The 26,017-nt window shown below is 53.9% G+C and carries 22 protein-coding genes; 9 read left to right on the top strand and 13 right to left on the bottom strand.

What is annotated here, in order from left to right; all coding sequences use genetic code 11:
* Positions 1-11: 11 nt before the first annotated feature.
* From AL479_RS15190 to decR, 3 genes are read right to left on the bottom strand one after another with little or no spacing between them, the layout of a single operon-like run.
* On the bottom strand, positions 12-1,790 hold the full coding sequence (locus AL479_RS15190) for a SmdB family multidrug efflux ABC transporter permease/ATP-binding protein (RefSeq protein ID WP_061076651.1): 1,779 nt from the start codon (positions 1,788-1,790) through the stop codon (positions 12-14).
* Positions 1,783-3,555, bottom strand: a complete 1,773-nt coding sequence (locus tag AL479_RS15185) for a SmdA family multidrug ABC transporter permease/ATP-binding protein (RefSeq protein ID WP_061076650.1) — start codon at positions 3,553-3,555, stop codon at positions 1,783-1,785. Before AL479_RS15185 ends, AL479_RS15190 begins: the two co-directional genes overlap by 8 nt.
* Positions 3,556-3,600: 45 nt before the next feature.
* The gene (gene decR / locus AL479_RS15180; RefSeq protein ID WP_061076649.1) at positions 3,601-4,059 is read right to left on the bottom strand and encodes a DNA-binding transcriptional regulator DecR; all 459 of its coding nucleotides are present in this window, start codon (positions 4,057-4,059) and stop codon (positions 3,601-3,603) included.
* 112 nt (positions 4,060-4,171) lie between these two features.
* Here decR and AL479_RS15175 point away from each other — a divergent pair, with 112 nt between their 5' ends.
* The gene (locus AL479_RS15175; RefSeq protein ID WP_081093671.1) at positions 4,172-5,227 is read left to right on the top strand and encodes a PLP-dependent cysteine synthase family protein; all 1,056 of its coding nucleotides are present in this window, start codon (positions 4,172-4,174) and stop codon (positions 5,225-5,227) included.
* Between the two features lie 44 nt (positions 5,228-5,271).
* Here the strand turns inward: AL479_RS15175 and cof are convergent, their stop codons facing one another.
* The gene (gene cof / locus AL479_RS15170) at positions 5,272-6,090 is read right to left on the bottom strand and encodes an HMP-PP phosphatase (RefSeq protein WP_061076647.1); all 819 of its coding nucleotides are present in this window, start codon (positions 6,088-6,090) and stop codon (positions 5,272-5,274) included.
* Between the two features lie 99 nt (positions 6,091-6,189).
* On the opposite strand from cof, the gene AL479_RS15165 reads away from it, so the two are divergent.
* Positions 6,190-7,890: an SgrR family transcriptional regulator gene (locus AL479_RS15165; protein WP_061076646.1), complete on the top strand. Its 1,701-nt coding sequence runs from the start codon at positions 6,190-6,192 to the stop codon at positions 7,888-7,890.
* Positions 7,891-8,080: 190 nt separating this feature from the next.
* The gene (gene queC / locus AL479_RS15160) at positions 8,081-8,776 is read left to right on the top strand and encodes a 7-cyano-7-deazaguanine synthase QueC (RefSeq protein WP_043001575.1); all 696 of its coding nucleotides are present in this window, start codon (positions 8,081-8,083) and stop codon (positions 8,774-8,776) included.
* Between the two features lie 64 nt (positions 8,777-8,840).
* Here queC and fadM read toward each other — a convergent pair whose 3' ends face one another.
* The 9 genes from fadM to bolA all read right to left on the bottom strand — a co-directional run bounded on the left by fadM (position 8,841) and on the right by bolA (position 19,257).
* Complete coding sequence (gene fadM, locus AL479_RS15155; protein WP_043001576.1) at positions 8,841-9,239, bottom strand: long-chain acyl-CoA thioesterase FadM; 399 nt, start codon at positions 9,237-9,239, stop codon at positions 8,841-8,843.
* A gap of 108 nt (positions 9,240-9,347) precedes the next feature.
* Positions 9,348-9,728: a helix-hairpin-helix domain-containing protein gene (locus tag AL479_RS15150; protein WP_061076645.1), complete on the bottom strand. Its 381-nt coding sequence runs from the start codon at positions 9,726-9,728 to the stop codon at positions 9,348-9,350.
* Between the two features lie 150 nt (positions 9,729-9,878).
* A complete protein-coding gene (gene ppiD / locus AL479_RS15145) occupies positions 9,879-11,753 on the bottom strand; it encodes a peptidylprolyl isomerase (RefSeq protein ID WP_061076644.1) in 1,875 nt (624 codons plus the stop codon).
* Between the two features lie 255 nt (positions 11,754-12,008).
* Positions 12,009-12,281, bottom strand: coding sequence for a nucleoid-associated protein HU-beta (hupB, locus tag AL479_RS15140; RefSeq protein ID WP_042324500.1), 273 nt, complete (start codon positions 12,279-12,281; stop codon positions 12,009-12,011).
* Positions 12,282-12,489: 208 nt separating this feature from the next.
* Positions 12,490-14,844, bottom strand: coding sequence for an endopeptidase La (lon, locus tag AL479_RS15135; protein ID WP_042285905.1), 2,355 nt, complete (start codon positions 14,842-14,844; stop codon positions 12,490-12,492).
* Between the two features lie 184 nt (positions 14,845-15,028).
* Positions 15,029-16,303 carry an ATP-dependent protease ATP-binding subunit ClpX gene (gene clpX / locus AL479_RS15130; RefSeq protein WP_042324505.1) on the bottom strand — a complete coding sequence of 425 codons (1,275 nt, stop codon included), beginning with the start codon at positions 16,301-16,303 and terminating at the stop codon, positions 15,029-15,031.
* 127 nt (positions 16,304-16,430) lie between these two features.
* Positions 16,431-17,054: an ATP-dependent Clp endopeptidase proteolytic subunit ClpP gene (gene clpP, locus AL479_RS15125; protein WP_061076643.1), complete on the bottom strand. Its 624-nt coding sequence runs from the start codon at positions 17,052-17,054 to the stop codon at positions 16,431-16,433.
* Between the two features lie 245 nt (positions 17,055-17,299).
* Positions 17,300-18,598, bottom strand: a complete 1,299-nt coding sequence (gene tig, locus AL479_RS15120) for a trigger factor (protein WP_061070466.1) — start codon at positions 18,596-18,598, stop codon at positions 17,300-17,302.
* Positions 18,599-18,939: 341 nt separating this feature from the next.
* Positions 18,940-19,257: a transcriptional regulator BolA gene (bolA, locus tag AL479_RS15110; RefSeq protein ID WP_042324511.1), complete on the bottom strand. Its 318-nt coding sequence runs from the start codon at positions 19,255-19,257 to the stop codon at positions 18,940-18,942.
* A 307-nt stretch (positions 19,258-19,564) separates the two neighbouring features.
* On the opposite strand from bolA, the gene AL479_RS15105 reads away from it, so the two are divergent.
* From AL479_RS15105 to AL479_RS15075, 6 genes are all read left to right on the top strand, one after another.
* On the top strand, positions 19,565-20,143 hold the full coding sequence (locus AL479_RS15105) for a lipoprotein (RefSeq protein WP_061076642.1): 579 nt from the start codon (positions 19,565-19,567) through the stop codon (positions 20,141-20,143).
* A gap of 47 nt (positions 20,144-20,190) precedes the next feature.
* Complete coding sequence (ampG, locus tag AL479_RS15100; protein WP_061076641.1) at positions 20,191-21,666, top strand: muropeptide MFS transporter AmpG; 1,476 nt, start codon at positions 20,191-20,193, stop codon at positions 21,664-21,666.
* A 458-nt stretch (positions 21,667-22,124) separates the two neighbouring features.
* A complete protein-coding gene (gene cyoA / locus AL479_RS15090) occupies positions 22,125-23,081 on the top strand; it encodes a cytochrome o ubiquinol oxidase subunit II (RefSeq protein ID WP_061076640.1) in 957 nt (318 codons plus the stop codon).
* A gap of 11 nt (positions 23,082-23,092) precedes the next feature.
* Positions 23,093-25,084 carry a cytochrome o ubiquinol oxidase subunit I gene (gene cyoB, locus AL479_RS15085; RefSeq protein WP_042324518.1) on the top strand — a complete coding sequence of 664 codons (1,992 nt, stop codon included), beginning with the start codon at positions 23,093-23,095 and terminating at the stop codon, positions 25,082-25,084.
* Positions 25,074-25,688, top strand: coding sequence for a cytochrome o ubiquinol oxidase subunit III (locus AL479_RS15080; RefSeq protein ID WP_061076639.1), 615 nt, complete (start codon positions 25,074-25,076; stop codon positions 25,686-25,688). Before cyoB ends, AL479_RS15080 begins: the two co-directional genes overlap by 11 nt.
* A complete protein-coding gene (locus AL479_RS15075) occupies positions 25,688-26,017 on the top strand; it encodes a cytochrome o ubiquinol oxidase subunit IV (RefSeq protein ID WP_032176034.1) in 330 nt (109 codons plus the stop codon). Before AL479_RS15080 ends, AL479_RS15075 begins: the two co-directional genes overlap by 1 nt.

Raw genomic sequence — 26,017 nt, 5'->3', positions numbered from 1 at the left:
ACGGCGGTGCATCAGGCGGGAAGCGACTCCTCGCGAACGCTGGCCGCCAGCTCCTCGCCGGCAAGCTGGAGCTGATACATCTGCCAGTAGCGCCCTTGCGCCGCAAGCAGTTGTTGGTGAGTACCACGCTCTACCGCCTGTCCACGATGAAGCACCAGAATGGTGTCCGCCTCGACAATGGTCGACAGTCGGTGTGCAATCACTACCAGCGTGGTGTGTTCGCGCACGGCGGCCAGCGCATGCTGAATAGCCTGCTCGGTACCGGAATCGATGCTGGCGGTCGCTTCGTCGAGGATCAGGATCTGCGGCGTTGCCACCAGTACTCGCGCCAGCGCCAGCAGTTGTTTCTGCCCGACAGAGAGGGTGTTTCCCTGCTCGCCAAGTTGGGTATGAATGCCTTCACTCATCCCACGCGCCAGCTCTGCCAGTTGCACCGTCTCCAGCGCCTGCCACACCTGCTCTTCGGTGATATCCCGCCCCAGCGTCACGTTCGCCAGGAATGAATCCGCCATCACCACCGGATCCTGCTGTACCATCGCCACGCCCTGACGTAACACGCTGTGACTCAGCGAATGTAATGGACGGCCGTCAAGGCGAATCTCCCCCTGACTTAGCGGGTAGTAACCCATCAACAGGCTGGCGAGAGTACTTTTACCGCTGCCGGTATGCCCCACCAGCGCGACAAAACTGCGGGACGGTACGGAAAGAGTGACATTTTGCAGCACCAGATTATCGTCGCGATAGGCGAACGACACATCCTCAACGTCAATCTGCCCGGACGCCAGCGGGCGCGGGTCCTGCCCGTAACGCTGGCGCGGCCCGTCCATCAGTTCAAACACACGCTCCCCGGCCACCACGGCCTGCTGCAACATCGACTGCTGGGTGGTCAGTTCGATCAGCGGTTCATTCAGGCGTCCCAGATAACTGATAAAGGCGTAGAGCACCCCGACTTCTATTGTCCCTGCCGACGTAAAACTGAACAGCATCAGCAGGCCACAGAGAATGAGCGCGGAAAACAGGCTCAGCAGAGGCCGCAATAAGAAGCCATCTAAACGCAGCGTCTGCATACGCGCCAGATAATGCGAGCGGCTGGCTTCACCCATGCGTTCACCAAAACGCGCCTGCTGGCGAAACTGCTGGATCACGCTCATGCCATTGATGATTTCGTTGAAGCCGTCGTTGATATCGGCGAGATAAGCCCGCACGCGGCGGACAATTGGCGTGCTGTAACGCTGATAGATAATCATCACCACCAGCACCGCCGGGAAGATCAGGATCGCCACCAGCGCCATGCGCCAGTCGAGACTGAACATCGCCACCAGCATCGCACCAATCAGTGCAGCGCTGCGCAGAACCGTCGCCACTACCGTGACATACAGATCGCGAATCACTTCGGTATCGTTGGTGACGCGCGAAATGAGCTGCCCGACGGGCTGCGTGTCAAATTCACTCAATGGCTGACGCAGCGCGGCATCCATCACGTCGGTACGCAATTGCTGCACCACGCCGACTGCTGCGCGGTTAAACAACAGCGACTGAGCATAGTGCAGGCTGGCGGCGAGGATCTGCAGCCCGAGATAGGCGGCAATCAGCCCGGCCACTATCCCCAGCGGCAGGTTATTTTTAGCCACCATGTTGTCGATGAAGTAGCTGATCAGCAGCGGCCCACTGACTTCTGCGGCCGCCGCGACCCACAGCATAATCACTGCAACACCTAGCGGTTTTCGCCACGGCGATCCATAGGCCAGCAGGCGTTTGAGGGTCGGCCATAACTGCCCAAAACTACGCATTTGCCGCCTCCTCGTTATTTTCCGGCGCCTCATCGAGCGCCGCTTCCAGTTGCTGATAACGGTACATATCACGATACCAGCCCGGCTGCTGTACCAGCGCCTCGTGATCGCCGCGCTGCGCGATATGCCCATGCTGCATCACGATAATTTCGCTCGCTTCTGTCAGCGCCGAGAGACGATGCGCGCTGATGATCACCGTTCGCCCTTCTCCCCACTGACGCAGATTGTGCAGGATCTGATGCTCCGTTCGCCCATCCACCGCCGACAGAGCATCGTCCAGGATCAGGATTTCGGCATTCAGCAACAACGCCCGCGCAATGGAGATACGTTGTTTCTGCCCGCCGGAGAGCATCACGCCGCGCTCGCCGACTTCGGTATCGTAGCCCTGAGGCAGGCGAAGAATATCCTCATGTACGCTGGCTAAACGCGCCACATGTTCAATGTCCTGTTGCGTGGCGCTGGGGCAGCCCAGCGCAATGTTATTAGCCACGGTATCCGAAAACAGGAATGGCGTCTGACTGACCACCGCCAGCCGGCTGCGCCAGCTGTCCAGTTGCAGGCGCGGCAGAGGAATGTCATGAAAGCGAATATCCCCCTGGGTGATATCGAAATGGCGCTGAATCAGCGACAGCACGGTACTTTTACCCGCGCCGGTCGGCCCGCAGATGCCCAGCATCTGCCCTGGCTTAAGCTGAAAATTGACGTTTTCCAGCGTCGGATGCGTGGTTTGCGGATAGCTGAACGCGCGGATCGCCACCGCCAGCTCACCCCGCCCTTCCGGCACCGGTTCGCTCCCATCATTCACCACCGGCGCTTCGGCCAGCATCGCGCGAATACGGCCATAAGCCGCGCTGCCGCGCTCCACGATGTTAAACATCCACGCCAGCGCCAGCATCGGCCAAATCATCAACCCGAGGTACATCATGAAGCTGGTCAGTTGTCCCAGCGTTAGCGAGCCTTGCACGACCATCCAACTGCCGCCGCCGATAGCCAGCAGGTTCGCCGTGCCGATGGCGATATAAATCGTCGGATCAAAGCGGGCATCAATGCGCGCCACGCGCATGTTTTTCTTCCCGGTATCTTCCGCGTCAGCCGCAAACAACGCGGACTGCCGATCCTCCAGACCAAAGGCTTTGATCATGCGAATGCTGGTCAGGCTCTCCTGGGTACGGTCATTGAGACTGGAGAACGCCGCCTGCGCCAGTCTGAAACGATCATGCAGACGATCGCCGTAGCGTTTGATCATCAGCGCCATCACCGGCATCGGCAGCAGGGCAAACAACGTGAGCTGCCAGCTGATCTGCGTAGACATCACAATCAGCACCGCGCAACCCATCACCAGCGAATCCACCAGCGTCAGAACCCCTTCCCCTGCGGCAAAGACCACGCGATCGACGTCATTGGTGGCGCGGGCCATTAAATCACCGGTACGGTGGCGCAGATAAAATTCAGGATGCTGGCGACTGAGCTGGCGGTAATAATCTTCGCGTAGCTCCACCGCCAGTTGGTAAGAAGCACCAAACAGCAGCACGCGCCAGACGTAGCGCAACAGATAAACCACAACGGCAATCAGGGCGATGGTACCAATCCACATCATGACCTGTTGCGGCGTAAAGTGTTGTGTGGATACGCCATCCACCACAATACCGACCACTTTTGGCGGAATGAGTTGCAGAATAGCGATGAGGATAAGCAAGGCAACCGCCCCGAGGTAGCGACGCCACTCCCGGCGAAAATACCAGCTTAATTGAGCAAATAATCGCACGTATTATGTCCTGACCTGATTTTCCGGCAAATCGTGCCGGGAGAGTTATTCGATTGGCAGCGCAGTGGTGTATTTAATCTGTTCCATGGCAAAGCTCGACGTGACGTCCGACAGACCGGGAACGCTGTTTACCAGACGTTTGTAGAAGTCGTCATAGCGCTTCATATCGGCCACCTGGACCCGCATCAGGTAGTCGTATTCACCGGCCATGCGCCAGAAGCCCAGCACCTCCGGCATCTCACTGACCACCGTCACGAAGCGGCAATACCAGTCACTGCTGTGATGCTGGGTTTTGATATGCACAAAGGCAGTCAACCCCAACCCCAGTTTTTCCGGGTCAAGCAGCGCGACTTTTCCCAGCAGAATGCCATCGTCTTCCAGGCGTTTGAGGCGCTTCCAGCAGGGTGTGGTGGTCAGATTAACGGCATCCGCCAGCGCCTGCAAAGAGAGGGTGCAGTCCTGCTGCATCAATGCAAGTAGCTTACGGTCAATTTTATCTAACATACCGGCACCTCAGAGAAGAATTTTCTCCTTACATTCTATTTTAAAGGTTAAATGGCAACAATTTTTTCCGTGCTTTTCGTTACTCTTGGCACAAAATGACAAATGGATATTAATGATGAACAGCACCTGGGTTAAAAATGCCATCAATGAGATTAACGCGGATTATCAGCGCTCGGCTGATACCCATCTTATCCGCCTGCCGTTACCCGCTTTTCCGGGGATCCAGCTCTATCTGAAAGATGAAAGCACCCACCCGACCGGTAGCCTGAAGCACCGACTGGCGCGTTCACTGTTCATTTATGGGTTGTGCAACGGCTGGATTAAGGAAGGCACAACCATTATCGAATCCTCTTCCGGATCAACGGCGGTATCCGAAGCCTGGTTCGCCCGTCTGCTGGGACTGCCGTTTATCGCCGTCATGCCCGCCTGCACGGCCAAACGGAAAATTGAACAGATTGAATTTTACGGTGGTCGCTGCCATTTCGTGGACAGCGCCTGCGAGATTTATGCTGCGTCAGAACAGCTGGCGCACGAGTTGAACGGCCATTATATGGATCAGTTCACCTATGCCGAACGCGCCACCGACTGGCGCGGTAACAACAATATCGCCGACAGCATCTTCCGCCAGATGCAGTGCGAACCGCATCCCGTACCGAAACACATTGTGATGAGCGCCGGAACCGGCGGGACCTCCGCGACCATTGGCCGCTACATCCGCTGCCAGGGTTACGATACAAAATTGATGGTGGTGGACCCGGAAAACTCGGTTTTCCTGCCTTTCTGGCAAACGCGTGATGCCACGCTGCGCAGCCCTGTCGGCAGTAAAATTGAGGGGATTGGCCGTCCGCGCGTCGAACCGTCATTCATTGCCGACGTGGTCGATGAGATGTTGCGCGTCCCTGATGCTGCCAGCGTGGCGACCGCTCACTGGCTGGAAACGCAGTTGGGCCGCAAAGTGGGAGCCTCAACAGGCACCAACATGTGGGGCATGCTGCAACTCGCCGCCCGCATGCGCGAAGCCGGAGAAACCGGCTCGCTGGTGACGTTGCTGTGCGACAGCGGCGAGCGCTATCTGGACACCTACTACCATGCTGAATGGGTAAGCACCCATATTGGCGATCTCACTGCGTCGAAAGCCGAACTCGCCCGGTTGCTGAATGTGAATTAAATCAAAAAAAAACCGGGCTGAACGCCCGGTGCTGGTAGGGTCTCTCATTCGGGGGAATAAGGTCGATTTGGATAGTCCAGCCAATGTGTCAAAAAGTGTGATACCGCCTGATTGCGACAATGACCAATCACCGGTAAATGAGGAAGTTCGGCAATAAGTTGCGGCATGGCATTGCCCATGATCAGGCCGTGCCCGACGCTGCCGAGCATTTCGCGATCGTTCATGGCGTCGCCAAACGCCATACATTCTGCCATCGACAGGCCAAGATGCCCGCTCAGTACCTCCAGTGCAGAACCTTTGTTACAGCCCACCGGCAGCACTTCCAGGCAATCGACCGCAGAGAAGCAAAGATGAGCTCGCGCGCCTAACACCTCTTCAAGCTGAATTTTCAGCCGCGTCAGATCGTCATGATCGCCACAGAAGCAAACTTTGGTCACCCGATCTGCCGGGATACGCGCGACATCCACAATCTGATAGCGAAACCCGCTATAGACGTGGGCGTGCAGCATCTCGGGGATCTCTTGTCCGGTAAACCAGCCGTTATCGTTGAAGACATGCATACTCGCCTGTGTGTCCCAGCGCTGATGCAGGACGATCTCAGCAACAGCCGGATCCAGATCCTGACGGTGCAGCACCTCACCTTCCAGCGAGTGGATACGCGTCCCGTTGCCGGTAATCAGAAAAGCATCGAGTGAAAAGGTGCCGAGAATATGGCGCATTTCCAGCACATGACGCCCGGTGGCAAACGTCAGAGTTATGTCGCGTTCGCGCAGTCGCGCCAGGGTGGAGAGCGTTTCATCCCCCAAAAGGTGATTTGGCATCAACAGGGTGCCATCCATATCAAATGCAGCCAGGCGCGCCATCTCTTTCTCCACTCTGTGACGGATTAACTTGTGATTGAGTATTACCTGATATATACGGAAGTAATAGTGAATAGATAAAAGGAATTGTTCCGGGTTTATATGCGACTTCTCAACCGGCTTAATCAGTACCAGCGACTCTGGCAGCCTTCTAACGGCGAACCGCAGAACGTGACCGTCGGAGAACTGGCTGAACGTTGCTTCTGTAGCGAGCGGCACGTCCGCACGTTGTTGCGCCAGGCGCAGGAATCAGGTTGGCTGGTCTGGGAGGCGCAGTCCGGGCGCGGTAAGCGTGGGCAACTGCGTTTTCTGGTGACCCCGGAATCATTGCGCACGGCGATGATGGAACAGGCGCTGGAAAAGGGTCAACAGCTTAGCGTACTGGAGCTGGCACAACTGGCGCCTGGTGAACTGCGGGCCATGCTGCAGCCCTTTATGGGGGGTCAATGGCAAAACGACACGCCCACGCTGCGTATTCCCTATTACCGTCAGCTTGAACCGCTGCATTCTGGTTTTCTTCCCGGTCGCGCCGAGCAACATCTGGCGGGGCAGATTTTCTCCGGCCTGACCCGTTTTGACAGCCAGACCCAGCTTCCCTGCGGAGATTTAGCCCACCACTGGGACATCTCCGCCGACGGGTTGCGCTGGGACTTTTATATTCGTTCAACGCTGTTCTGGCACAACGGCGACGCGGTAGAGACCGCGCAACTGCATCAGCGACTGCTGATGTTGCGCGAACTCCCGGCGCTGAACCGGCTGTTTATCAGCGTGAAGCACATTGAGGTGACGCATCCTCAGTGCCTGACGTTTATCCTGCACCGCCCGGATTTCTGGCTGGCGCATCGGCTGGCAAGCTACGGCAGCCTGCTGGCACATCCGGAACATCCCGTCATTGGGACGGGGCCTTTTCGTCTGACGCTGTTTACGCCGGAACTGGTACGTCTGGAAAGCCATGATCATTACCATCTCGTACATCCGCTGCTGAAAGCCATTGAATACTGGATCACCCCTCAGCTTTTTGAGCAGGATCTGGGTACCAGCTGTCGCCATCCGGTGCAGATAACCATTGGCAAACCCGAAGAGCTCGCTACGGTGAGTCCGGTGAGTACCGGCATCAGCCTCGGTTTTTGCTATCTCGCGCTAAAAAAAAGCCCCCGCCTGACACCACTGCAGGCTCGTCGGCTGGTCAGCCTTATTCATCGTTCTTCGCTGTTGCAAACGCTGGATGTGAGAGAAAACCTGATTACACCCTGCAACGAACTGTTGCCTGGCTGGGAAATCCCGCAGTGGGAGGGGCTGGAAGCGGTTGAACTGCCGAAAAAGATGACGCTGGTTTATCACCTGCCGGTTGAACTGCATACCATGGCAGAGCACCTGCGCCACACGCTGGCAACCCTGGGCTGCGAACTGACGCTGATTTTTCATAACGCGAAAACCTGGGATGGCTGCCAACGGCTTGCCGAAGCAGATCTGATGATGGGAGACCGCCTGATTGGCGAAGCGCCCGAGTATACTCTCGAACAGTGGTTGCGCTGTGATTCACTCTGGCCGCACGTGCTTGATGCGCCGGCGTTCTCCCATCTTCAGGCCACGCTGGATGCGCTGCAAATCAGACCGGAAGAGGATCATCGCTATGCCGCGCTGCGGCAAGTTTTCGCCAGCCTGATGGATGACGCCACGCTGACACCGCTGTTTAACTATCACTACCGCATCAGCGCGCCGCCGGGTGTGAACGGGGTGCGGTTGAATCCGCGCGGCTGGTTTGAGTTCACCGAAGCCTGGCTACCGCCACCCGCGTCGTGAAGAAGCTGGTCGCCGGGCAACTCTGGCGCTACCATAGCGACTTTATGCACGCCATCCTTCAAACTGCCTCTTTATTGGCTACGTCTGTTCACCCCTGTCATTTACTTAGGTAAACGCCAGGAGATTCTCAGACTTGCCGCCTTGATGCAATTTGAATGATTTTGTGTACAGCAATTTATCAGGATTAACCATGAAACGTGCCGTCGTAGTTTTCAGTGGAGGGCAGGACTCCACCACCTGTCTGGTGCAGGCGCTGCATCAGTATGATGAAGTGCATTGCGTGACCTTTGATTATGGTCAGCGCCATCGAGCGGAGATTGATGTTGCGCGTGATCTGGCACTGAAACTGGGCGCCCGTGCGCACAAAGTACTGGACGTGACGCTGCTGAGTGAACTGGCGGTCAGCAGCCTGACTCGTGACAACATCCCGGTTCCGGATTACGAACCGGATGCCGATGGGATCCCAAATACCTTTGTGCCTGGACGCAATATTCTGTTTCTGACCCTGGCGGCGATTTATGCTTATCAGGTAAAAGCTGAAGCGGTGATTACCGGCGTCTGCGAGACCGATTTCTCCGGTTACCCTGACTGTCGTAATGATTTTGTCGAGGCGCTGAATCACGCCATCAAACTGGGAATGGCAAAAGATATCCGCTTTGAAACGCCGCTAATGTGGATTGATAAAGCCGAAACCTGGGCGCTGGCAGATTATTGGGGCAAGCTGGATCTGGTGCGTGAAGAAACGCTGACCTGCTACAACGGCATTAAGGGCGACGGTTGCGGCCACTGTGCGGCCTGTAATCTACGCGCAAATGGCCTGAATCATTACCTGGCGGATAAACCGGTCATCATGGCGGCAATGAAGCAGAAGACCGGTTTGAAATAATTGCGGGTTTCGCCGGATGGCGGTGCCAGGCACCTTATCCGGCCTACAGTTGAATCATCCACACCTACTTCACCATCTGCTCCAGCTTTTCGCGTAACTCCCCTTCCAGCGGCAGCGCTTTTTGCGATTTCAGATCGATACAGACGAACGTAATGAGCGCATCAGCCACCACCTGTCCTTCCGGTTCCAGCGTAATCACCTGGCTTAGAATACCGCTTTTCCCGTTGAGCTGTTGCACCTGGCTGGTGACAGTCAGCAGATCGCTCAGAACCGCCGGGCGGCGATAGTTAATATTGATGTTGACCACCACGAAAGCGATATTGTGGGCAGTCATCCATTGAAAGCTATCGCTGCTTTCCAGACCATCCCAGCGGGCTTCCTCCAGAAACTCAAGATAGCGGGCATTATTCACGTGCTGATAAACATCAAGATGATAACCACGAACCTTAATCTGTGTTTGCATAGCGCAGAGACCTTACGTTTTTTATAAGAATGTACTCTATGGAAGTAGAGAGGCCATAACTGGTATGACCTCTACTATCCTGGCAAATTTTTGCCACTGCGCAAGTTATTAAAGTGTTAAAATTGACAAATTACGCTCTACCAGCGAATTTCCCATCCCTGGCACTTGCTTGAGATCTTCCACCGTTTTAAACGGGCCGTACTCTTCACGATAGCTGACTATCGCCTGCGCTTTCTTCAGGCCAACACCGTTCATCGCTCGCGCCAGCTCTTCTGCCGATGCGGTATTGATGCTGACCCTGGTGCCCTCTTCGGTGCTGGCTTTCGCCGGAACCGCGGCTTTGTTTTGCCCCGCGACCGGAGCTTGTGCGCTGGTCTCCACCGCCGGGCTTTTCGCTGCCGCTGTCGATGACGCCGCCAGAGCGCTTTGAGTCATACCCGCGCAGGCGAAGGAAAGGGTGATAAGTAACGCTTTGATTCCATGTTTCATACTGTTTTCTCCTTGTTAGTGAACAGTGGAATCACGATAACGAGGCAAAAACCAACGAACAAATGGCAAATGTCAGAAATGGAAAAGGCCGCGAAAGCGGCCTTCAGGTGTTACAACGGTTGTGCAATGATTTGCGAGACGTCTCGACGATTACGGCTGTTGATCCATCGCATCGCCGATTTTGATTTTCGCCGATTTACGCAGGTTACTCATCAGCGCTTCGAAGACAATCTGCGCATTGTTCTGGGTGATCCCCTGAACCATCGCTTTCTTCTGCTCTTCCGGCATGGAACCCGCTTTCACGTCGTCCAGGGCCAGCAGAACCACATTGCCTTGCATATCGTTGGCAATGCCATAGCTCGGCTTATCTTTCGCCGGCAGGCTCAGACCAAACGCCGCCTGGCTAATAGGATCCTGGCCCGTACGGCTCAGCGTTTTAGACTCGCCAAAGCTCAGACCGGCGGCTTTCATCGCTTCTGCGCCTTTACCCGCCTTCAGCTCAACCAGCAGTTTTTCCGCATCCAGTTTAGCCTGCTGCTCTGCCTTGTTGTGCTTAACCAGCGCCGTAACCTGATCTTTCACCTCAGACAGCGGCTTCACGGCCTCTGCTTTGTGATCGCTGATACGCAGAACAAACGCGCGATCGCCATCCACAGTGATGATATCGGAGTTTCTGCCCGGCGCGCCGTTTTCACCCACCAGAGCGCCATCAAAAATGGCGTCTGATACCGGTTTGAAATTCAGCTCTTCCGGCAGGCTCTCGTGGCTGAACCAGCCCGTCTGTACCGCTTTCGCGCCAGCCGCCTGTTCGGCACCCGCCAGAGATTCCGTATCATTGTTCGCCGCATCGCTCACTTTCTGCTGTAAAGCAAAGTAAGCATCCAGCGCTTTTTCCTGTTTCACTTTCGCGGCGATGTCATCACGGACTTCGTTCAGCGGCTTCACAACCGCCGGCTGAATGTCGTCCAGACGCACCACCAGGAAGCCGACAGAGGATTTAATCACGCCAGAAAGCTGGCCCTTCTCTTTCAGCCCGGCATTTTTCAGCTCATCCGGCGTGGTGGCGTCTTCCAGCCAGCCCATATCGCCACCGTTGCGGGCAGAGATGATGTCGGCAGATTTCTCTTTCGCCAGCGCAGCAAAGTCACCGCCTTTGTTCAGCGCGTCCAGGACCGCTTTCGCTTCATCTTCCGTTTTCGTCTGGATAATACTGTAACGGCTACGCTGCGCCTGGGTGAACTGATCCTGATGCTGATCGTAATAAGACTGGATATCTTCATCGCTGACCGGTTTTTGCATCGAGGCAGCGTCCAGCTTGATGTAGCTGACGCGGAACTGTTCCGGGGTCATGAAGCTATTTTTGTGCTGCTCGTAGTAGCTGGCCACTTCCTGGTCCGTCACCGACTGCTTCGCTGCAAGGGCATTAACGTCAATCGTGGCTTCGCGGACGACGCGCTGCTGAGCGACAAGCGCCGCCAGCTCATCCGTCTCGCCTTTGAGCATGAAATCGGTACCCGCGACGCCGCTGATAAGCTGCTGCGTAGTCAGCTGGTTACGCAAGGCTTGCGCATACTGGTCAGCGGTCATCCCCATCTGATTGACAATCGCGTTGTAGCGGTTGTTATCAAACTTGCCATCGACCTGGAATGCCGGCGTGGAGAAAATGGCCTGCTTCACTTGTTCATCGCTGATGCCTAGTTTGAGTTCGCGGGCATACTGGTCAAGCAGCGCTTCATCAATCAGACGATTGAGCGTCTGCTGGCGCAGGGTTTTCATGTAACCTTCGTTTGCCGCGAGCTCAGAGTACTGGTCGCCCAACTGTTGCTGCATGCGATTACGTTCGCTGTTGAACGCATTCTCAAACTGCCCACGGCTGATTTCCTGGTCATTCACTTTAGCGGCGTAGTTATTGCCTCCGCCAATCAGGTAACCACTCACGCCGGTCAGAATGAACGACACGATAATGATTCCGAAAATAATCTTGAGCACGAGACTGTTAGCAGCCGTGCGTAAGCTGTCCATCATGGTGTAACCACACTCCGCTGTAGGTGACTATACACTGCATCAATCAGGCTGCTTCGTCGTGAACCGCCCCGATGCAACGTGAATACCTTAGTGTATATCATAGCGTTTCCTGAACGCTGCGTATAAAGGTCTATTGTGACAAGAAACAGGGGCGATTGTCAGCCCACAACGAGTATAAAATCGCTGCAAAAACAAAAAAGGCACATCAATTGATGCGCCCTTGTACTGAGTCCTGTCCCCGGAAGGGGATCACGCTTAGTTTACTGCGTCTTTCAGTGCTTTACCTGCACGGAAACCAGGTACTTTGGCGGCAGCAATGGCGATCTCTTTACCTGTTTGCGGGTTGCGACCAGTACGGGCAGCACGCTCTTTAACAGCAAAAGTACCAAAACCTACCAGCGCAACGTCATCCCCTTCTTTCAGAGATTCGGTAACAGAAGCAATAATTGCGTCTAACGCACGCCCTGCCGCAGCTTTGGAGATATCAGCCCCTGCAGCAATTTTGTCGATCAGTTGAGATTTATTCACTCTTCTCTTCCTCATTATAATTTATATCGCACCAGAATCCTTCAAAGTGCGACCGCGCAGCAGTTATATCAGGCCTGCCATGCCCTTACAACACCCGATAATGATGGCAAGCCCAATCCGTCATCTAAATTAGCTATACAAAAAAAGGCTGGCAAGTACGAAATGGCCTGCCAGCCCTGTTTTTATTAGTGCTCTTTGCGCGAGGTCACTATTTTGCCGTCACAACCTGCATTCCAGAGGGTTCATTTTGCAATGCGAGAGTCAGAACCTCTTCAATGCGTTTCACCGGATGGATGTCCAAATCGGCAATAACATTGTCCGGAATCTCTTCCAGGTCGCGTTTGTTTTCATCCGGAATTAAGACCGTTTTAATACCACCACGGTGCGCAGCCAGAAGTTTTTCTTTTAACCCACCGATCGGCAGTACCTGACCACGCAGGGTGATCTCACCGGTCATCGCCACATCGGCACGCACCGGGTTACCGGTCAGGCAGGAAACCAGCGCGGTACACATCGCAATACCGGCGCTCGGACCGTCTTTCGGCGTCGCCCCTTCCGGGACGTGAACGTGAATGTCGCGTTTTTCGTAAAAGTCCGGATTAATACCCAGTTTCTCCGCGCGCGCGCGCACCACGGTCAGCGCAGCCTGGATGGACTCCTGCATCACTTCACCCAGCGAACCGGTGTAGGTCAGCTTGCCTTTGCCCGGCACGCACGCGGTTTCGATGGTCAGCAGATCGCCGCCCACTTCCGTCCACGCCAGACCGGTCACCTGGCCCACGCGGTTTTCATTGTCCGCGCGACCATAGTCAAAGCGCTGTACGCCCAGGTAGTCGTGCAGGTTATCGCCATTGATCACAATGTGTTTCAGTGACTTATCCAGCAGCAACTGCTTGACCGCTTTCCGGCACAGTTTGGAAATTTCACGTTCCAGACTACGCACGCCAGCTTCACGAGTGTAGTAACGAATAATGCCGATAATGGCGCTGTCGTCGACCGTCAGCTCGCCTTTCTTCAGCGCGTTACGCTCAATCTGCTTCGGCAGCAGGTGCTGTTTGGCAATATTCAGCTTCTCGTCTTCGGTATACCCGGACAGACGGATCACTTCCATACGGTCCAGCAGCGGCGCCGGAATGTTCATGGAGTTGGAGGTCGCGACAAACATGACGTCGCTGAGATCGTAGTCCACTTCCAGGTAGTGATCGCTGAATGCCACGTTCTGCTCAGGATCCAGCACCTCAAGCAGTGCGGATGCCGGATCGCCACGCATGTCGGAAGACATTTTATCGATCTCATCGAGCAGGAACAGCGGGTTTTTAACGCCCACTTTCGCCATTTTCTGGATCAGTTTACCCGGCATAGAGCCGATGTACGTCCGACGGTGACCGCGAATTTCCGCTTCATCACGCACGCCACCCAGCGCCATACGGATGTATTTACGCCCGGTCGCTTTGGCGATGGACTGACCCAGAGAGGTTTTACCTACCCCCGGCGGTCCCACCAGGCACAGGATCGGCCCCTTGATTTTGTTCACACGGCTTTGTACCGCGAGATATTCAAGGATGCGGTCTTTCACACGCTCCAGACCATAGTGGTCGGTATCAAGGATTTCCTGCGCCTGACGCAGGTCTTTTTTGACCTTGCTACGCGCATTCCACGGCACCTGTACCATCCAGTCGATGTAGCCACGCACGACGGTCGCTTCCGCCGACATCGGCGACATCATTTTCAGCTTCTGCAGTTCAGCTTCGGCTTTCTCTTTCGCCTCTTTCGGCATTTTTGCCGCGTCGATCTTCCGCTTCAGCGCTTCATTTTCGTCTGGCGCGTCGTCCATTTCGCCGAGTTCTTTCTGAATTGCCTTCATCTGCTCATTCAGATAGTACTCACGCTGAGATTTCTCCATCTGCTTTTTCACGCGGTTGCGAATGCGCTTCTCAACCTGCAGCAGATCGATTTCAGACTCCATCATCGCCATCAGATACTCCAGACGCTCGTTCACGTCGGACATCTCCAGCACGGACTGCTTATCCGCCAGCTTCAGCGGCATATGGGCAGCGATGGTGTCCGCCAGGCGCGCCGGATCGTCAATGCTATTGAGCGACGTCAGCACTTCTGGTGGGATTTTCTTGTTCAGCTTGATGTAGCCTTCGAACTGGCTGATCGCCGTGCGTACCAGTACTTCCTGTTCGCGCTCGTCAATAGCAGGCGAATCAAGGTATTCCGCTTTCGCAGAGAAGTGCTCACCGTTATCAGACAGCGCAGAAATACGCGCACGCTGTAACCCTTCGACCAGCACTTTGACGGTGCCGTCAGGCAGTTTCAGCATCTGCAAAATAGAGGCCACGGTCCCGACGGTGAAAAGATCGTTTACACCCGGCTCATCCGTTGATGCTTCTTTCTGGGCGACCAGCATGATTTTTTTATCATGGTCCATAGCCGCTTCCAGACAACGGATAGATTTTTCCCGCCCTACAAACAAGGGTATGACCATGTGCGGATAAACCACCACATCGCGCAACGGCAATACGGGGATTTCAATGCGTTCAGAACGCTCAGGATTCATAGAGCTCTCTCTTAGTTTAGTGTCCGCCAGGTAATCAGATGGCATAGCTGTGCTTCACGCCACCTTTAACATGTATGTCAGTATATGGGGATGTTTCCCACACATTCAACGCCATGATTACGGAAAAAGTAAAGGGGAGATAAAATCCCCCCTTTTTGATTAACTGATTGTATGGATTGGCTAATTATTCACCAGATGCCTGCTGGGCTTCCGGCTTGCCGTAAATCAGCAATGGCTTGCTCTGGCCGCCGATCACTGACTCATCAATCACCACTTTTTCGACGTCTTCCATCGAAGGCAGATCGTACATGGTATCCAGCAGCGCGGCTTCTACGATGGAACGCAGACCACGGGCACCGGTTTTACGCGCCATCGCTTTGCGGGCAATCGCATCCAGCGCTTCGTCGCGGAACTCCAGGTCAACGCCTTCGAGGTTAAACAGCGCCTGATACTGCTTGGTCAGCGCGTTTTTCGGTTCTTTCAGGATCTGGATCAGCGCTTCTTCGCTCAGTTCGCTCAGCGTCGCCACAACCGGCAGACGACCAATAAACTCAGGAATCAGACCAAACTTGATCAAATCTTCCGGTTCAACCTGCGAGAGCAGTTCGCCTTCGCTGGCCTTGTCGGATTTTGCTTTCACCGTTGCGCCAAAACCAATGCCGGAGCCGGTTTCAACGCGGTTGGCGATCACTTTATCCAGACCGGCAAACGCACCGCCACAGATGAACAGGATCTTAGAGGTATCCACCTGCAAGAATTCCTGTTGCGGATGTTTACGTCCACCCTGCGGCGGAACGGCAGCAACCGTCCCTTCGATCAGTTTCAGCAGCGCCTGCTGTACGCCTTCACCGGAAACGTCACGAGTGATCGACGGGTTGTCAGACTTACGGGAAATCTTGTCAATTTCATCGATATAAACGATACCACGCTGCGCTTTCTGCACATCGTAGTCGCACTTCTGCAACAGTTTCTGGATGATGTTCTCAACGTCCTCACCCACGTAACCCGCTTCGGTCAGCGTGGTGGCATCCGCCATCGTGAACGGAACGTCCAGCAGACGCGCCAGCGTTTCCGCCAACAGCGTTTTACCGGAACCAGTCGGACCGATCAGCAGAATGTTACTTTTGCCCAACTCGACGCCATTGCTGGTGTCGCCGTTGCGCAGACGTTTGTAGTGGTTGTATACCGCGACCGCCAGCACTTTCTTCGCCTGTTCCTGACCAATGACGTAATCGTCAAGGTGGTTACGAATTTCGTGTGGCGTCGGCAGCGCACTGCGTTCACGATGCGGTGCAACTTCCTTAATCTCTTCGCGAATGATGTCGTTACACAGATCGACACATTCATCGCAGATATACACGGATGGACCGGCGATGAGCTTACGCACTTCATGCTGGCTTTTGCCGCAAAAAGAGCAGTACAACAATTTGCCCGAGCCATCTTTGCGTTTATCTGTCATGAGTCAAAACCTCTTCTTTGTTCTTTGTGCCGCACACGACGACGCAAAATGCCATTCTCAGGCGCAACTCGCTTTGTCGCGTTGTGCCGCCCCTGGTAAGTATAGCGGCAGAGTTGCGCCCCGGGCATCAATTACGATGGGTCAAAATCGAGTCGACTAAGCCATACTCCACTGCCTCAGCGGCAGAGAGGAAGCGATCGCGCTCAGTATCACGCTCAATCTGCTCAAGAGATTGACCCGTATGGTGTGCCATAAGTTCGTTCATGCGCCCTTTAACTTTCAGGATTTCACGGGCGTGAATTTCAATATCTGTTGCCTGGCCCTGGTAACCGCCCAACGGCTGGTGAATCATCACGCGGGAGTTCGGCAGGCAGAAACGTTTACCTTTCGCCCCGGCCGTCAGCAAGAACGCGCCCATAGAGGCCGCCTGGCCCATACAGATGGTGCTGACGTCTGGCTTAATAAACTGCATGGTGTCATAAATCGACATGCCTGCGGTAATTACGCCGCCCGGAGAGTTAATGTACAGGTAGATATCTTTTTCCGGGTTTTCGGCTTCCAGGAACAGCATCTGCGCCACGATCAGGTTAGCCATATGATCTTCGACCTGGCTGGTCAGAAAAATGACACGTTCCTTAAGTAGACGAGAGTAGATATCAAAAGAGCGCTCACCACGTGAGGTCTGTTCAATGACCATCGGCACCAGCGCCATATGGGGTGCAAAGTTATCTCGTTCGCCGCTGTATGACATTTCCGTCTCCTGGATAAAAAATGAAAAAACCTGCTGTACCGATTGTAACCTTATGGACGGATTATCAGCTAGTCCCTCTGTTATGGGTACGGCATCGCCATAATTCAAGCATAACAATCTTTTGCTTTAACGCTAACACCGAAAAACGCTTTTTCGCACTCTTCCATGCAAAAGTCATGACAAAAAAAAGACCCGCCACCTGACGGTGACGGGCCTTTGTGCGAAATTCGCGCGTTTAAGCGGAATTACGCCTGCTGGTTCATCAGCTCATTGAAGGTCGTGGCTTTTTCAGTCACTTTGGCTTTCGCCAGAACTGCTTCAACCGCCTGTTCTTCCAGAGCGACGTTACGCATGTTGTCCATCAGCTCTTTATTTTTGCTGTAGAACTCGATCACTTCTTTCGGATCTTCGTAAGCAGAAGCCATCTCTTCGATCAGGCCCTTCACGCGATCTTCATCCGCTTTCAGTTCGTTGGTACGAATCACTTCGCCCAGCAGCAGACCTACTACTACGCGACGCTTAGCCTGTTCTTCGAACAGTTCACGCGGCAGCTCCAGTGCTTGTTTCTCGTTACCACCGAAACGCTGAGCAGCCTGACGACGCAGAACGTCGATTTCGCTGTCAATCAGTGCAGCAGGAACGTCGATGTCGTTCGCTTTCACCAGACCGTCGATTGCCTGAGATTTAACACGGTTACGCACCGCGCCTTTCAGCTCGCGTTCCATGTTTTTACGGACTTCGGTACGCAGACCGGCAACGGAACCATCTTCAACGCCGAAACGTTTGATGAATTCTTCAGTCAGTTCCGGCAGCTCACGCTCTTCCACTTTCTTCAGGTTGATGGCGAATTTCGCCGCTTTACCTTTCAGGTTTTCAGCGTGGTAGTCTTCCGGGAAAGTCACGTCGATGGTGAACTCTTCGCCTGCTTTGTGACCTTTGATACCGTCTTCAAAGCCCGGGATCATACGACCCTGGCCCATCGCCAGTACGAAATCAGACGCTTTACCGCCTTCGAACTCTTCGCCGTCTACAGAACCGGTGAAGTCGAGGGTAACGCGGTCTTCTGCATCCGCAGCGCCGTCTTTATCTTTCCAGGTCGCCTGCTGTTTACGCAGGGTATCCAGCATCACGTCAACATCCGCGTCGGTGACTTCAACAACCGGTTTTTCAACTTCGATTGCGTCCAGACCGGTCAGTTCAACTTCCGGATAGACTTCGAATTCTACCGCGTAGGTGAAGTCTTCACCCAGTTTGTATTCGCCCGGAACGTAGTTCGGTGCGCCAGCCGGATTGATTTTTTCTTTGATGATGGCATCAACGAAGTTGCGGCTCATCAGGTCACCCAGAACGTCCTGGCGAACAGACGCGCCATAACGCTGAGCAACAACATTCATCGGTACTTTGCCTTTACGGAAGCCGTCAATACGCACTTTCTTCGCTACGTTGACCAGCTCGCTTTTAACAGCGGTCTCGATGCTGTCAGCAGCGATAGTAATCGTTACACGGCGGCCAAGGCCTTGAGTGGTTTCAACTGAAACTTGCATCTTGTTACCTCAAAAAATCACAGTGCTCGGTCAACTCTACTCCGCAAGCACAGATTATTAGCTTCGCGGAACCGGGATGTTCTCTTAATCAATCACATTCCCTGTCGTCAGAATCATCCCGAAGACATTCAAATAAGACGCGGCATTATAGCGGCATCACTTTTATGAGTCGAGAACGGTTATTGCGCGTTGCTGCGGCATTTTTCACAATTCCCGGCTATTCTTGCCCTGAAAAGGGTTTGACCCGTGCAAAATTCAGACAAAACAAAACGGCCCGCAGGCCGTTTTCACATAATCTTTAGCAACATACTGGAAAAGCGCCAGCGGTTGCAAATGCGTTTTTACGCGATGCTTCCCGCACCCCGACATGGCGGCGACGCAAAGATCGTATCCTGCAACCCTTCCCACTCTTTGATGGTATAGGTATGCAGAGCCAGCGCGTGGACCGTCGTAGACAGTTCTGCAGTTAATGTACCGTAGATCATCCGATGACGATTTAAAAAACGCTCGCCGGTAAAGCGATCGCTAACCAGAACGACTTTAAAGTGGCTTTCTGAACCAGCCGGGACATTGTGACGATAGCTTTCATCCACGACCTCGAGGAACACGGGTTGGAACGCTGCCCTTAATTTTTCTTCTATTTGCTCACGTATCATCATGATATATCTCCTCAAACGGCGCTGAGATGTCACCCATCCCTTTAAATATTAGCCGCTTTTACCGGTTCCATTACACCATTACAACAAAAATTTAGCCTTCGTCTGATTTTCGCCGTCAACGCGATGAAGTTTACTGATTCAACCCGCTGGGGGATGGCATAAATACCCAATTTGGTCTCTATAACCTCATTATTCGGACAACATGATGAATTTACATGCGTTACCCACTTCCCCTCGCCGTTGGCGATGTTATGATGGCGGGAATTATTCTCTATCCATATGATTAAGAGTTACTGAGAGCACGAACATGTTAAAAAAAATCCTCTTCCCGTTAATCGCGCTTTTCATGCTGGCGGGCTGTGCGACACCGCCAACCACGATTGACGTTTCGCCTAAAATTACGCTTCCGCAACAGGATCCGAGCCTGATGGGCGTGACCGTTAGCATCAATGGCGCCGATCAGCGTCCGGACCAGGCGCTGGCGAAAGTGACCCGCGACAATCAACTGGTGACACTGACTGCCTCCCGCGATCTGCGTTTCCTGTTACAAGAAGTGCTGGAAAAACAGATGACCTCACGCGGTTATATGGTCGGCCCGAACGGTGCGGTGAACCTGCAGATCATTGTTAACCAGCTGTACGCTGATGTGTCTCAGGGCAACGTGCGTTATAACATCGCCACCAAAGCCGATATCGCGATCATCGCGACGGCGGCTAACGGCAACAAGATGACCAAAAACTACCGCGCCAGTTACTCCGTTGAAGGCGCGTTCCAGGCGACCAACAAGAATATCGCCAACGCGGTTAACAGCGTGCTGACCGATACGATTGCTGACATGTCTCAGGACACCAGCGTCCACGACTTTATCAAACAGAACGCTCGTTAATTTCTGCCCCCTGACCCGGCACCGCGCCGGGTCAGCTTTATATGCCCATGCCCAGTCACTACTTACGTATTTTTCAACAACCAAAATCAGCTATCTTGCTGATGTTGGGTTTTGCCTCCGGCCTGCCGCTCGCGTTGACCTCCGGTACGCTTCAGGCGTGGATGACCGTCGAGAATATCGATCTGAAAACCATCGGTTTCTTTTCGCTGGTCGGTCAGGCTTACGTCTTTAAGTTTCTCTGGTCTCCGGTCATGGACCGCTACACACCGCCCTTTTTAGGTCGTCGTCGTGGCTGGTTGCTGACAACGCAATGTTTGTTGCTGGTATCCATCGCCGCGATGGGTTTTCTGGAGCCCGGTAGTCAGTTGCGCTGGATGGCGGCGCTGGCAGTGGTGATCGCCTTTTGTTCAGCGTCGCAAGATATTGTGTTTGACGCCTGGAAAACGGATGTCTTAGCCGCAGAAGAACGCGGGACCGGTGCGGCAATCAGCGTGCTTGGCTATCGCCTCGGAATGCTGGTGTCCGGCGGACTGGCGCTGTGGATGGCCGACCGCTGGCTCGGCTGGCAGGGCATGTACTGGCTGATGGCGGCGTTGCTAATCCCCTGCATTATTTCTACCCTGCTCGCCCCCGAACCGACTGACACTATTCCGGTGCCAAAAACGCTGGAACAAGCGGTAGCTGCCCCCTTACGTGATTTCTTCGGTCGCAACAACGCCTGGCTGATTTTGCTGCTCATCATCCTTTATAAGCTGGGTGATGCCTTCGCCATGAGCCTGACCACCACCTTTTTGATTCGTGGCGTGGGCTTTGACGCCGGTGAAGTGGGCGTCGTCAATAAAACGCTGGGACTGATAGCCACCATTATTGGCGCGCTGTACGGCGGGGTATTGATGCAGCGACTGACGCTGTTCCGTGCTTTACTGATTTTCGGCATCCTGCAGGGCGTCTCCAACGCCGGATACTGGCTCCTGTCGGTGACCGACAAACACATGTTCAGCATGGCCGCCGCGGTGTTTTTCGAAAATCTGTGCGGGGGGATGGGGACCTCGGCGTTTGTTGCACTGCTGATGACACTGTGCAATAAGTCGTTTTCTGCCACCCAGTTCGCCCTGCTATCGGCACTTTCTGCCGTCGGGCGCGTCTATGTTGGCCCGGTTGCCGGTTGGTTTGTCGAAGCGCACGGCTGGTCGACGTTTTATCTTTTCTCCGTCGTGGCCGCTGTTCCGGGTCTGATATTGCTGCTGGTGTGTCGGCAAACGCTGGAGTACACGCGACAGAGCGAAAGTTTCCTGCCGCGAACAGAATTCCGTTCGGCCTACAGTCTGGCGTTATGGATTTTGATGGCGGGATGCGCGTTGCTTGCCGTCTGGCTGCTGTTGCTGTCGATGAACGCGATGGATTTCACTAACTTCTCCTTCCTTGCCGGACTGCTGGAAGTCGCGGTGACTGTCGCCATTTTCGGCATCGTGTTTGGCGGATTGCTCGACTATCTGGCGCTGCGCAAAACGCGACTGGTGTAAACGCCCCCTTTATTTAGCCGTTGTAATCACCTTGCGTAATTATATCGGCTAAATAAGCAGCAATTGAAAAAAATAATATTTGTTGTTTTGTGCGCAATAGAATCTGGAAATTATTGACGCCTTTTATAGGTTTTATTTTCCTTACTCGATTCAGCCTGACCACATTTATTTTTTGTATTTTATTTGTCTCTTTATTGATAATCACTTGTTAAGCAATTGTTTTATTTTTGCATTGGTTATACCAATTGCCCTCCTGTCGCCTCCCTGGAATCCCCTTTCGTTATAACGTGATGTTGCAACAGGTTCTTAATGCTGAGACGACATATCCTGCAACATATGTGACACGGGCGGCAGAACCCGGTAACACAGATCCAATGATGTTTACAGTAATGTAACCTTCCCGTAAAATGCCCACACACTTTAAACGCCACCAGGTCCCGTGGAATTGAGGTCGTTAAATGAGACTCAGGAAATACAATAAAAGTTTGGGATGGTTGTCATTAATTGCAGGCACTGCATTACTCAGTGGCTGTAATTCTGCGCTGTTAGATCCCAAAGGACAGATTGGACTGGAGCAACGTTCGCTGATACTGACGGCATTTGGCCTGATGTTGATCGTCGTTATTCCTGCAATCTTGATGGCTGTAGGTTTTGCCTGGAAGTACCGTGCAAGCAATAAAGATGCGAAGTATAGCCCGAACTGGTCACACTCCAATAAAGTGGAAGCGGTGGTCTGGACGGTACCAATCTTAATCATCATTTTCCTTGCCGTGCTGACCTGGAAAACCACTCACGCTCTTGAGCCAAGCAAGCCGCTGGCACATGACGAGAAGCCCATTACCATCGAAGTGGTTTCCATGGACTGGAAATGGTTCTTCATCTACCCGGAACAGGGCATTGCTACCGTGAATGAAATCGCCTTCCCGGCGAACACTCCGGTGTACTTCAAAGTGACCTCTAATTCCGTGATGAACTCCTTCTTCATCCCGCGTCTGGGTAGCCAAATTTATGCCATGGCCGGTATGCAGACTCGCCTGCATCTGATCGCCAATGAAGCCGGTACCTATGACGGTATCTCCGCAAGCTATAGCGGACCTGGCTTCTCCGGTATGAAGTTCAAGGCTATCGCAACAGAGGACCGCGCCGCATTCGACCAATGGGTTGCTAAAGCGAAACAGTCACCGAACACCATGAGCGATATGGCTGCGTTCGAGAAAGTGGCTGCACCAAGCGAATACAACCAGGTGGAATATTTCTCCAACGTGAAACCCGATTTGTTTAAAGACGTTATTAACAAATTTATGGCTCACGGTCAGAGCATGGACATGACCCAACCAGAAGGTGAGCACAGCTCGCACGAAGGGATGGAAGGCATGGACATGAGCCACGCGGAAGCCGCCAACTCAAGGGGCTGAGGAAGAAAACGATGTTCGGAAAATTATCACTGGATGCAGTCCCGTTCCATGAACCTATCGTCATGGTTACGATCGCTGCCATTATCGTCGGGGGTCTGGCTTTATTAGCCTTGATCACTTACTTCGGTAAGTGGACCTACCTGTGGAAAGAGTGGCTCACGTCCGTTGACCACAAGCGTCTTGGCATCATGTATGTCATCGTCGCTATTGTGATGTTGCTGCGTGGCTTTGCCGACGCCATCATGATGCGTAGCCAGCAGGCGCTGGCCTCTGCGGGTGAAGCGGGCTTCCTGCCGCCTCACCACTACGACCAGATCTTCACGGCTCACGGCGTGATCATGATCTTCTTCGTGGCAATGCCTTTCGTTATCGGTCTGATGAACCTGGTGGTTCCGCTGCAGATCGGTGCGCGTGACGTTGCGTTCCCGTTCCTGAACAACCTGAGCTTCTGGTTCACCGTTGTCGGCGTTATCCTGGTTAACCTGTCTCTGGGCGTTGGTGAGTTCGCACAGACCGGTTGGCTGGCCTATCCGCCACTCTCGGGAATAGAGTACAGTCCCAGCGTCGGGGTCGATTACTGGATCTGGAGTCTCCAGCTATCCGGTATTGGTACGACGTTAACCGGTATCAACTTCTTCGTTACCATTCTGAAGATGCGTGCGCCGGGCATGACCATGTTCAAAATGCCGGTCTTTACCTGGGCATCACTGTGCGCGAACATCCTGATTATCGCGTCATTCCCAATCCTGACGGTTACCGTCGCGTTGCTGACCCTGGATCGCTATCTGGGCACCCATTTCTTTACCAACGATATGGGCGGCAACATGATGATGTACATCAACCTGATTTGGGCCTGGGGCCATCCGGAAGTGTACATTCTGGTTCTGCCCGTATTCGGGGTGTTCTCCGAAATCGCGGCAACCTTCTCGCGTAAACGTCTGTTTGGTTACACCTCGCTGGTCTGGGCGACCGTGTGTATTACCGTACTGTCGTTCATCGTCTGGCTGCACCACTTCTTCACCATGGGTGCTGGCGCAAACGTAAACGCCTTCTTCGGTATTACCACCATGATTATCGCCATCCCGACCGGGGTGAAGATCTTCAACTGGCTGTTCACCATGTATCAGGGCCGCATCGTTTTCCACTCCGCTATGCTGTGGACGATTGGCTTCATCGTGACCTTCTCCGTCGGCGGGATGACCGGCGTTCTGCTGGCGGTTCCGGGCGCGGACTTCGTACTGCACAACAGTCTGTTCCTGATTGCGCACTTCCATAACGTCATCATCGGCGGTGTGGTCTTCGGGTGCTTCGCCGGTATGACCTACTGGTGGCCAAAAGCGTTTGGCTTCACGCTGAACGAAACCTGGGGTAAACGCGCCTTCTGGTTGTGGATTATCGGCTTCTTCGTAGCCTTTATGCCGCTGTACGTGCTGGGCTTCATGGGGATGACCCGTCGCCTCAGCCAGCAGATTGACCCGCAGTTCCACCCGATGCTGGTGGTAGCCGCCTGCGGCGCCGCGCTGATTGCACTGGGTATCCTGTGCCAGCTGATTCAGATCTTCGTCTCTATTCGCGACCGCGAGCAGAACCGTGACCTGACCGGTGACCCGTGGGGTGGGCGTACGCTGGAGTGGGCAACCTCTTCTCCGCCGCCGTTCTACAACTTTGCCGTTGTGCCACACGTTCACGAGCGTGATGCATTCTGGGAAATGAAAGAGAAAGGTGAAGCGTACAAACAGCCTGCGCATTATGAAGAAATTCATATGCCGAAAAACAGCGGTGCGGGCATTGTGATTGCGGCGTTCTCTACCGTCTTCGGTTTCGCCATGATCTGGCATATCTGGTGGCTGGCGATTGTAGGCTTCGCAGGCATGATCATTAGCTGGATTGTGAAAAGCTTTGACGAGGACGTGGACTACTACGTACCAGTCCCGGAAGTCGAAAAACTGGAAAACCAGCATTTCGATGAGATTTCTAAGGCAGGGCTGAAAAATGGCAACTGATACTTTAGCGAACGCGACTGCCCACGCGCACGAACACGGGCACCACGACGCAGGCCAGACCAAAATCTTCGGATTCTGGATCTACCTGATGAGCGACTGCATTCTGTTCTCTATTCTGTTCGCAACCTATGCCGTTCTGGTGAACGGCACCGCAGGTGGCCCGACAGGTAAGGACATTTTTGAGCTGCCGTTCGTTCTGGTTGAAACTTTCCTGCTGTTGTTCAGCTCCATCACCTACGGCATGGCGGCGATCGCCATGCACAAGAACAACAAGAGCCAGGTTGTCTCCTGGCTGGCGTTGACCTTCTTGTTTGGTGCTGGCTTCATCGGGATGGAACTCTATGAATTCCATCACCTGATTGTTAACGGTATGGGTCCGGATCGCAGCGGCTTCCTGTCCGGGTTCTTTGCGTTGGTCGGCACCCACGGTCTGCACGTCACTTCCGGTCTGATCTGGATGGCCGTGCTGATGGTGCAAGTCGCCCGTCGCGGCCTGACCAGCACCAACCGTACCCGCATCATGTGCCTGAGCCTGTTCTGGCACTTCCTGGATGTGGTGTGGATCTGTGTGTTCACTGTTGTTTATCTGATGGGGGCGATGTAATGAGTCATTCTACCGATCACAGTGGCGCGTCCCATGGCAGCGTAAAAACCTACATGACAGGTTTTATCCTGTCGATAATCCTGACGGTTATCCCGTTCTGGATGGTCATGACGGGTGCTGCCTCTCCAGCCGTAATTCTGGGGACTATCCTGGCAATGGCAGTGGTGCAGATTCTGGTGCATCTGGTGTGCTTCCTGCACATGAACACCAAGTCTGATGAAGGCTGGAACATGACGGCTTTTGTCTTTACCGTGCTGATCATCGCCATCCTGGTTGTCGGTTCCATCTGGATCATGTGGAACCTCAACTACAATATGATGATGCACTAA

The sequence above is a fragment of the Citrobacter amalonaticus genome (assembly GCF_001559075.2).
GTDB lineage: Bacteria > Pseudomonadota > Gammaproteobacteria > Enterobacterales > Enterobacteriaceae > Citrobacter_A > Citrobacter_A amalonaticus_F.
Note: the sequence above shows the minus strand (reverse complement) of the source record. Positions and strands in the feature narration are given on the sequence as shown.

Excerpts from the sequence above, each read along its gene's own strand:
- AL479_RS15190 (WP_061076651.1), bottom strand. The coding sequence starts at position 1,790 with ATGCGTAGTTTTGGGCAGTTATGGCCGACCCTCAAACGCCTGCTGGCC.
- decR (WP_061076649.1), bottom strand. The coding sequence starts at position 4,059 with ATGTTAGATAAAATTGACCGTAAGCTACTTGCATTGATGCAGCAGGAC.
- AL479_RS15175 (WP_081093671.1), top strand. The coding sequence starts at position 4,172 with ATGATGAACAGCACCTGGGTTAAAAATGCCATCAATGAGATTAACGCG.
- cof (WP_061076647.1), bottom strand. The coding sequence starts at position 6,090 with ATGGCGCGCCTGGCTGCATTTGATATGGATGGCACCCTGTTGATGCCA.
- AL479_RS15165 (WP_061076646.1), top strand. The coding sequence starts at position 6,190 with ATGCGACTTCTCAACCGGCTTAATCAGTACCAGCGACTCTGGCAGCCT.
- queC (WP_043001575.1), top strand. The coding sequence starts at position 8,081 with ATGAAACGTGCCGTCGTAGTTTTCAGTGGAGGGCAGGACTCCACCACC.
- fadM (WP_043001576.1), bottom strand. The coding sequence starts at position 9,239 with ATGCAAACACAGATTAAGGTTCGTGGTTATCATCTTGATGTTTATCAG.
- AL479_RS15150 (WP_061076645.1), bottom strand. The coding sequence starts at position 9,728 with ATGAAACATGGAATCAAAGCGTTACTTATCACCCTTTCCTTCGCCTGC.
- ppiD (WP_061076644.1), bottom strand. The coding sequence starts at position 11,753 with ATGATGGACAGCTTACGCACGGCTGCTAACAGTCTCGTGCTCAAGATT.
- lon (WP_042285905.1), bottom strand. The coding sequence starts at position 14,844 with ATGAATCCTGAGCGTTCTGAACGCATTGAAATCCCCGTATTGCCGTTG.
- clpX (WP_042324505.1), bottom strand. The coding sequence starts at position 16,303 with ATGACAGATAAACGCAAAGATGGCTCGGGCAAATTGTTGTACTGCTCT.
- clpP (WP_061076643.1), bottom strand. The coding sequence starts at position 17,054 with ATGTCATACAGCGGCGAACGAGATAACTTTGCACCCCATATGGCGCTG.
- tig (WP_061070466.1), bottom strand. The coding sequence starts at position 18,598 with ATGCAAGTTTCAGTTGAAACCACTCAAGGCCTTGGCCGCCGTGTAACG.
- bolA (WP_042324511.1), bottom strand. The coding sequence starts at position 19,257 with ATGATGATACGTGAGCAAATAGAAGAAAAATTAAGGGCAGCGTTCCAA.
- AL479_RS15105 (WP_061076642.1), top strand. The coding sequence starts at position 19,565 with ATGTTAAAAAAAATCCTCTTCCCGTTAATCGCGCTTTTCATGCTGGCG.
- ampG (WP_061076641.1), top strand. The coding sequence starts at position 20,191 with ATGCCCAGTCACTACTTACGTATTTTTCAACAACCAAAATCAGCTATC.
- cyoA (WP_061076640.1), top strand. The coding sequence starts at position 22,125 with ATGAGACTCAGGAAATACAATAAAAGTTTGGGATGGTTGTCATTAATT.
- cyoB (WP_042324518.1), top strand. The coding sequence starts at position 23,093 with ATGTTCGGAAAATTATCACTGGATGCAGTCCCGTTCCATGAACCTATC.
- AL479_RS15080 (WP_061076639.1), top strand. The coding sequence starts at position 25,074 with ATGGCAACTGATACTTTAGCGAACGCGACTGCCCACGCGCACGAACAC.
- AL479_RS15075 (WP_032176034.1), top strand. The coding sequence starts at position 25,688 with ATGAGTCATTCTACCGATCACAGTGGCGCGTCCCATGGCAGCGTAAAA.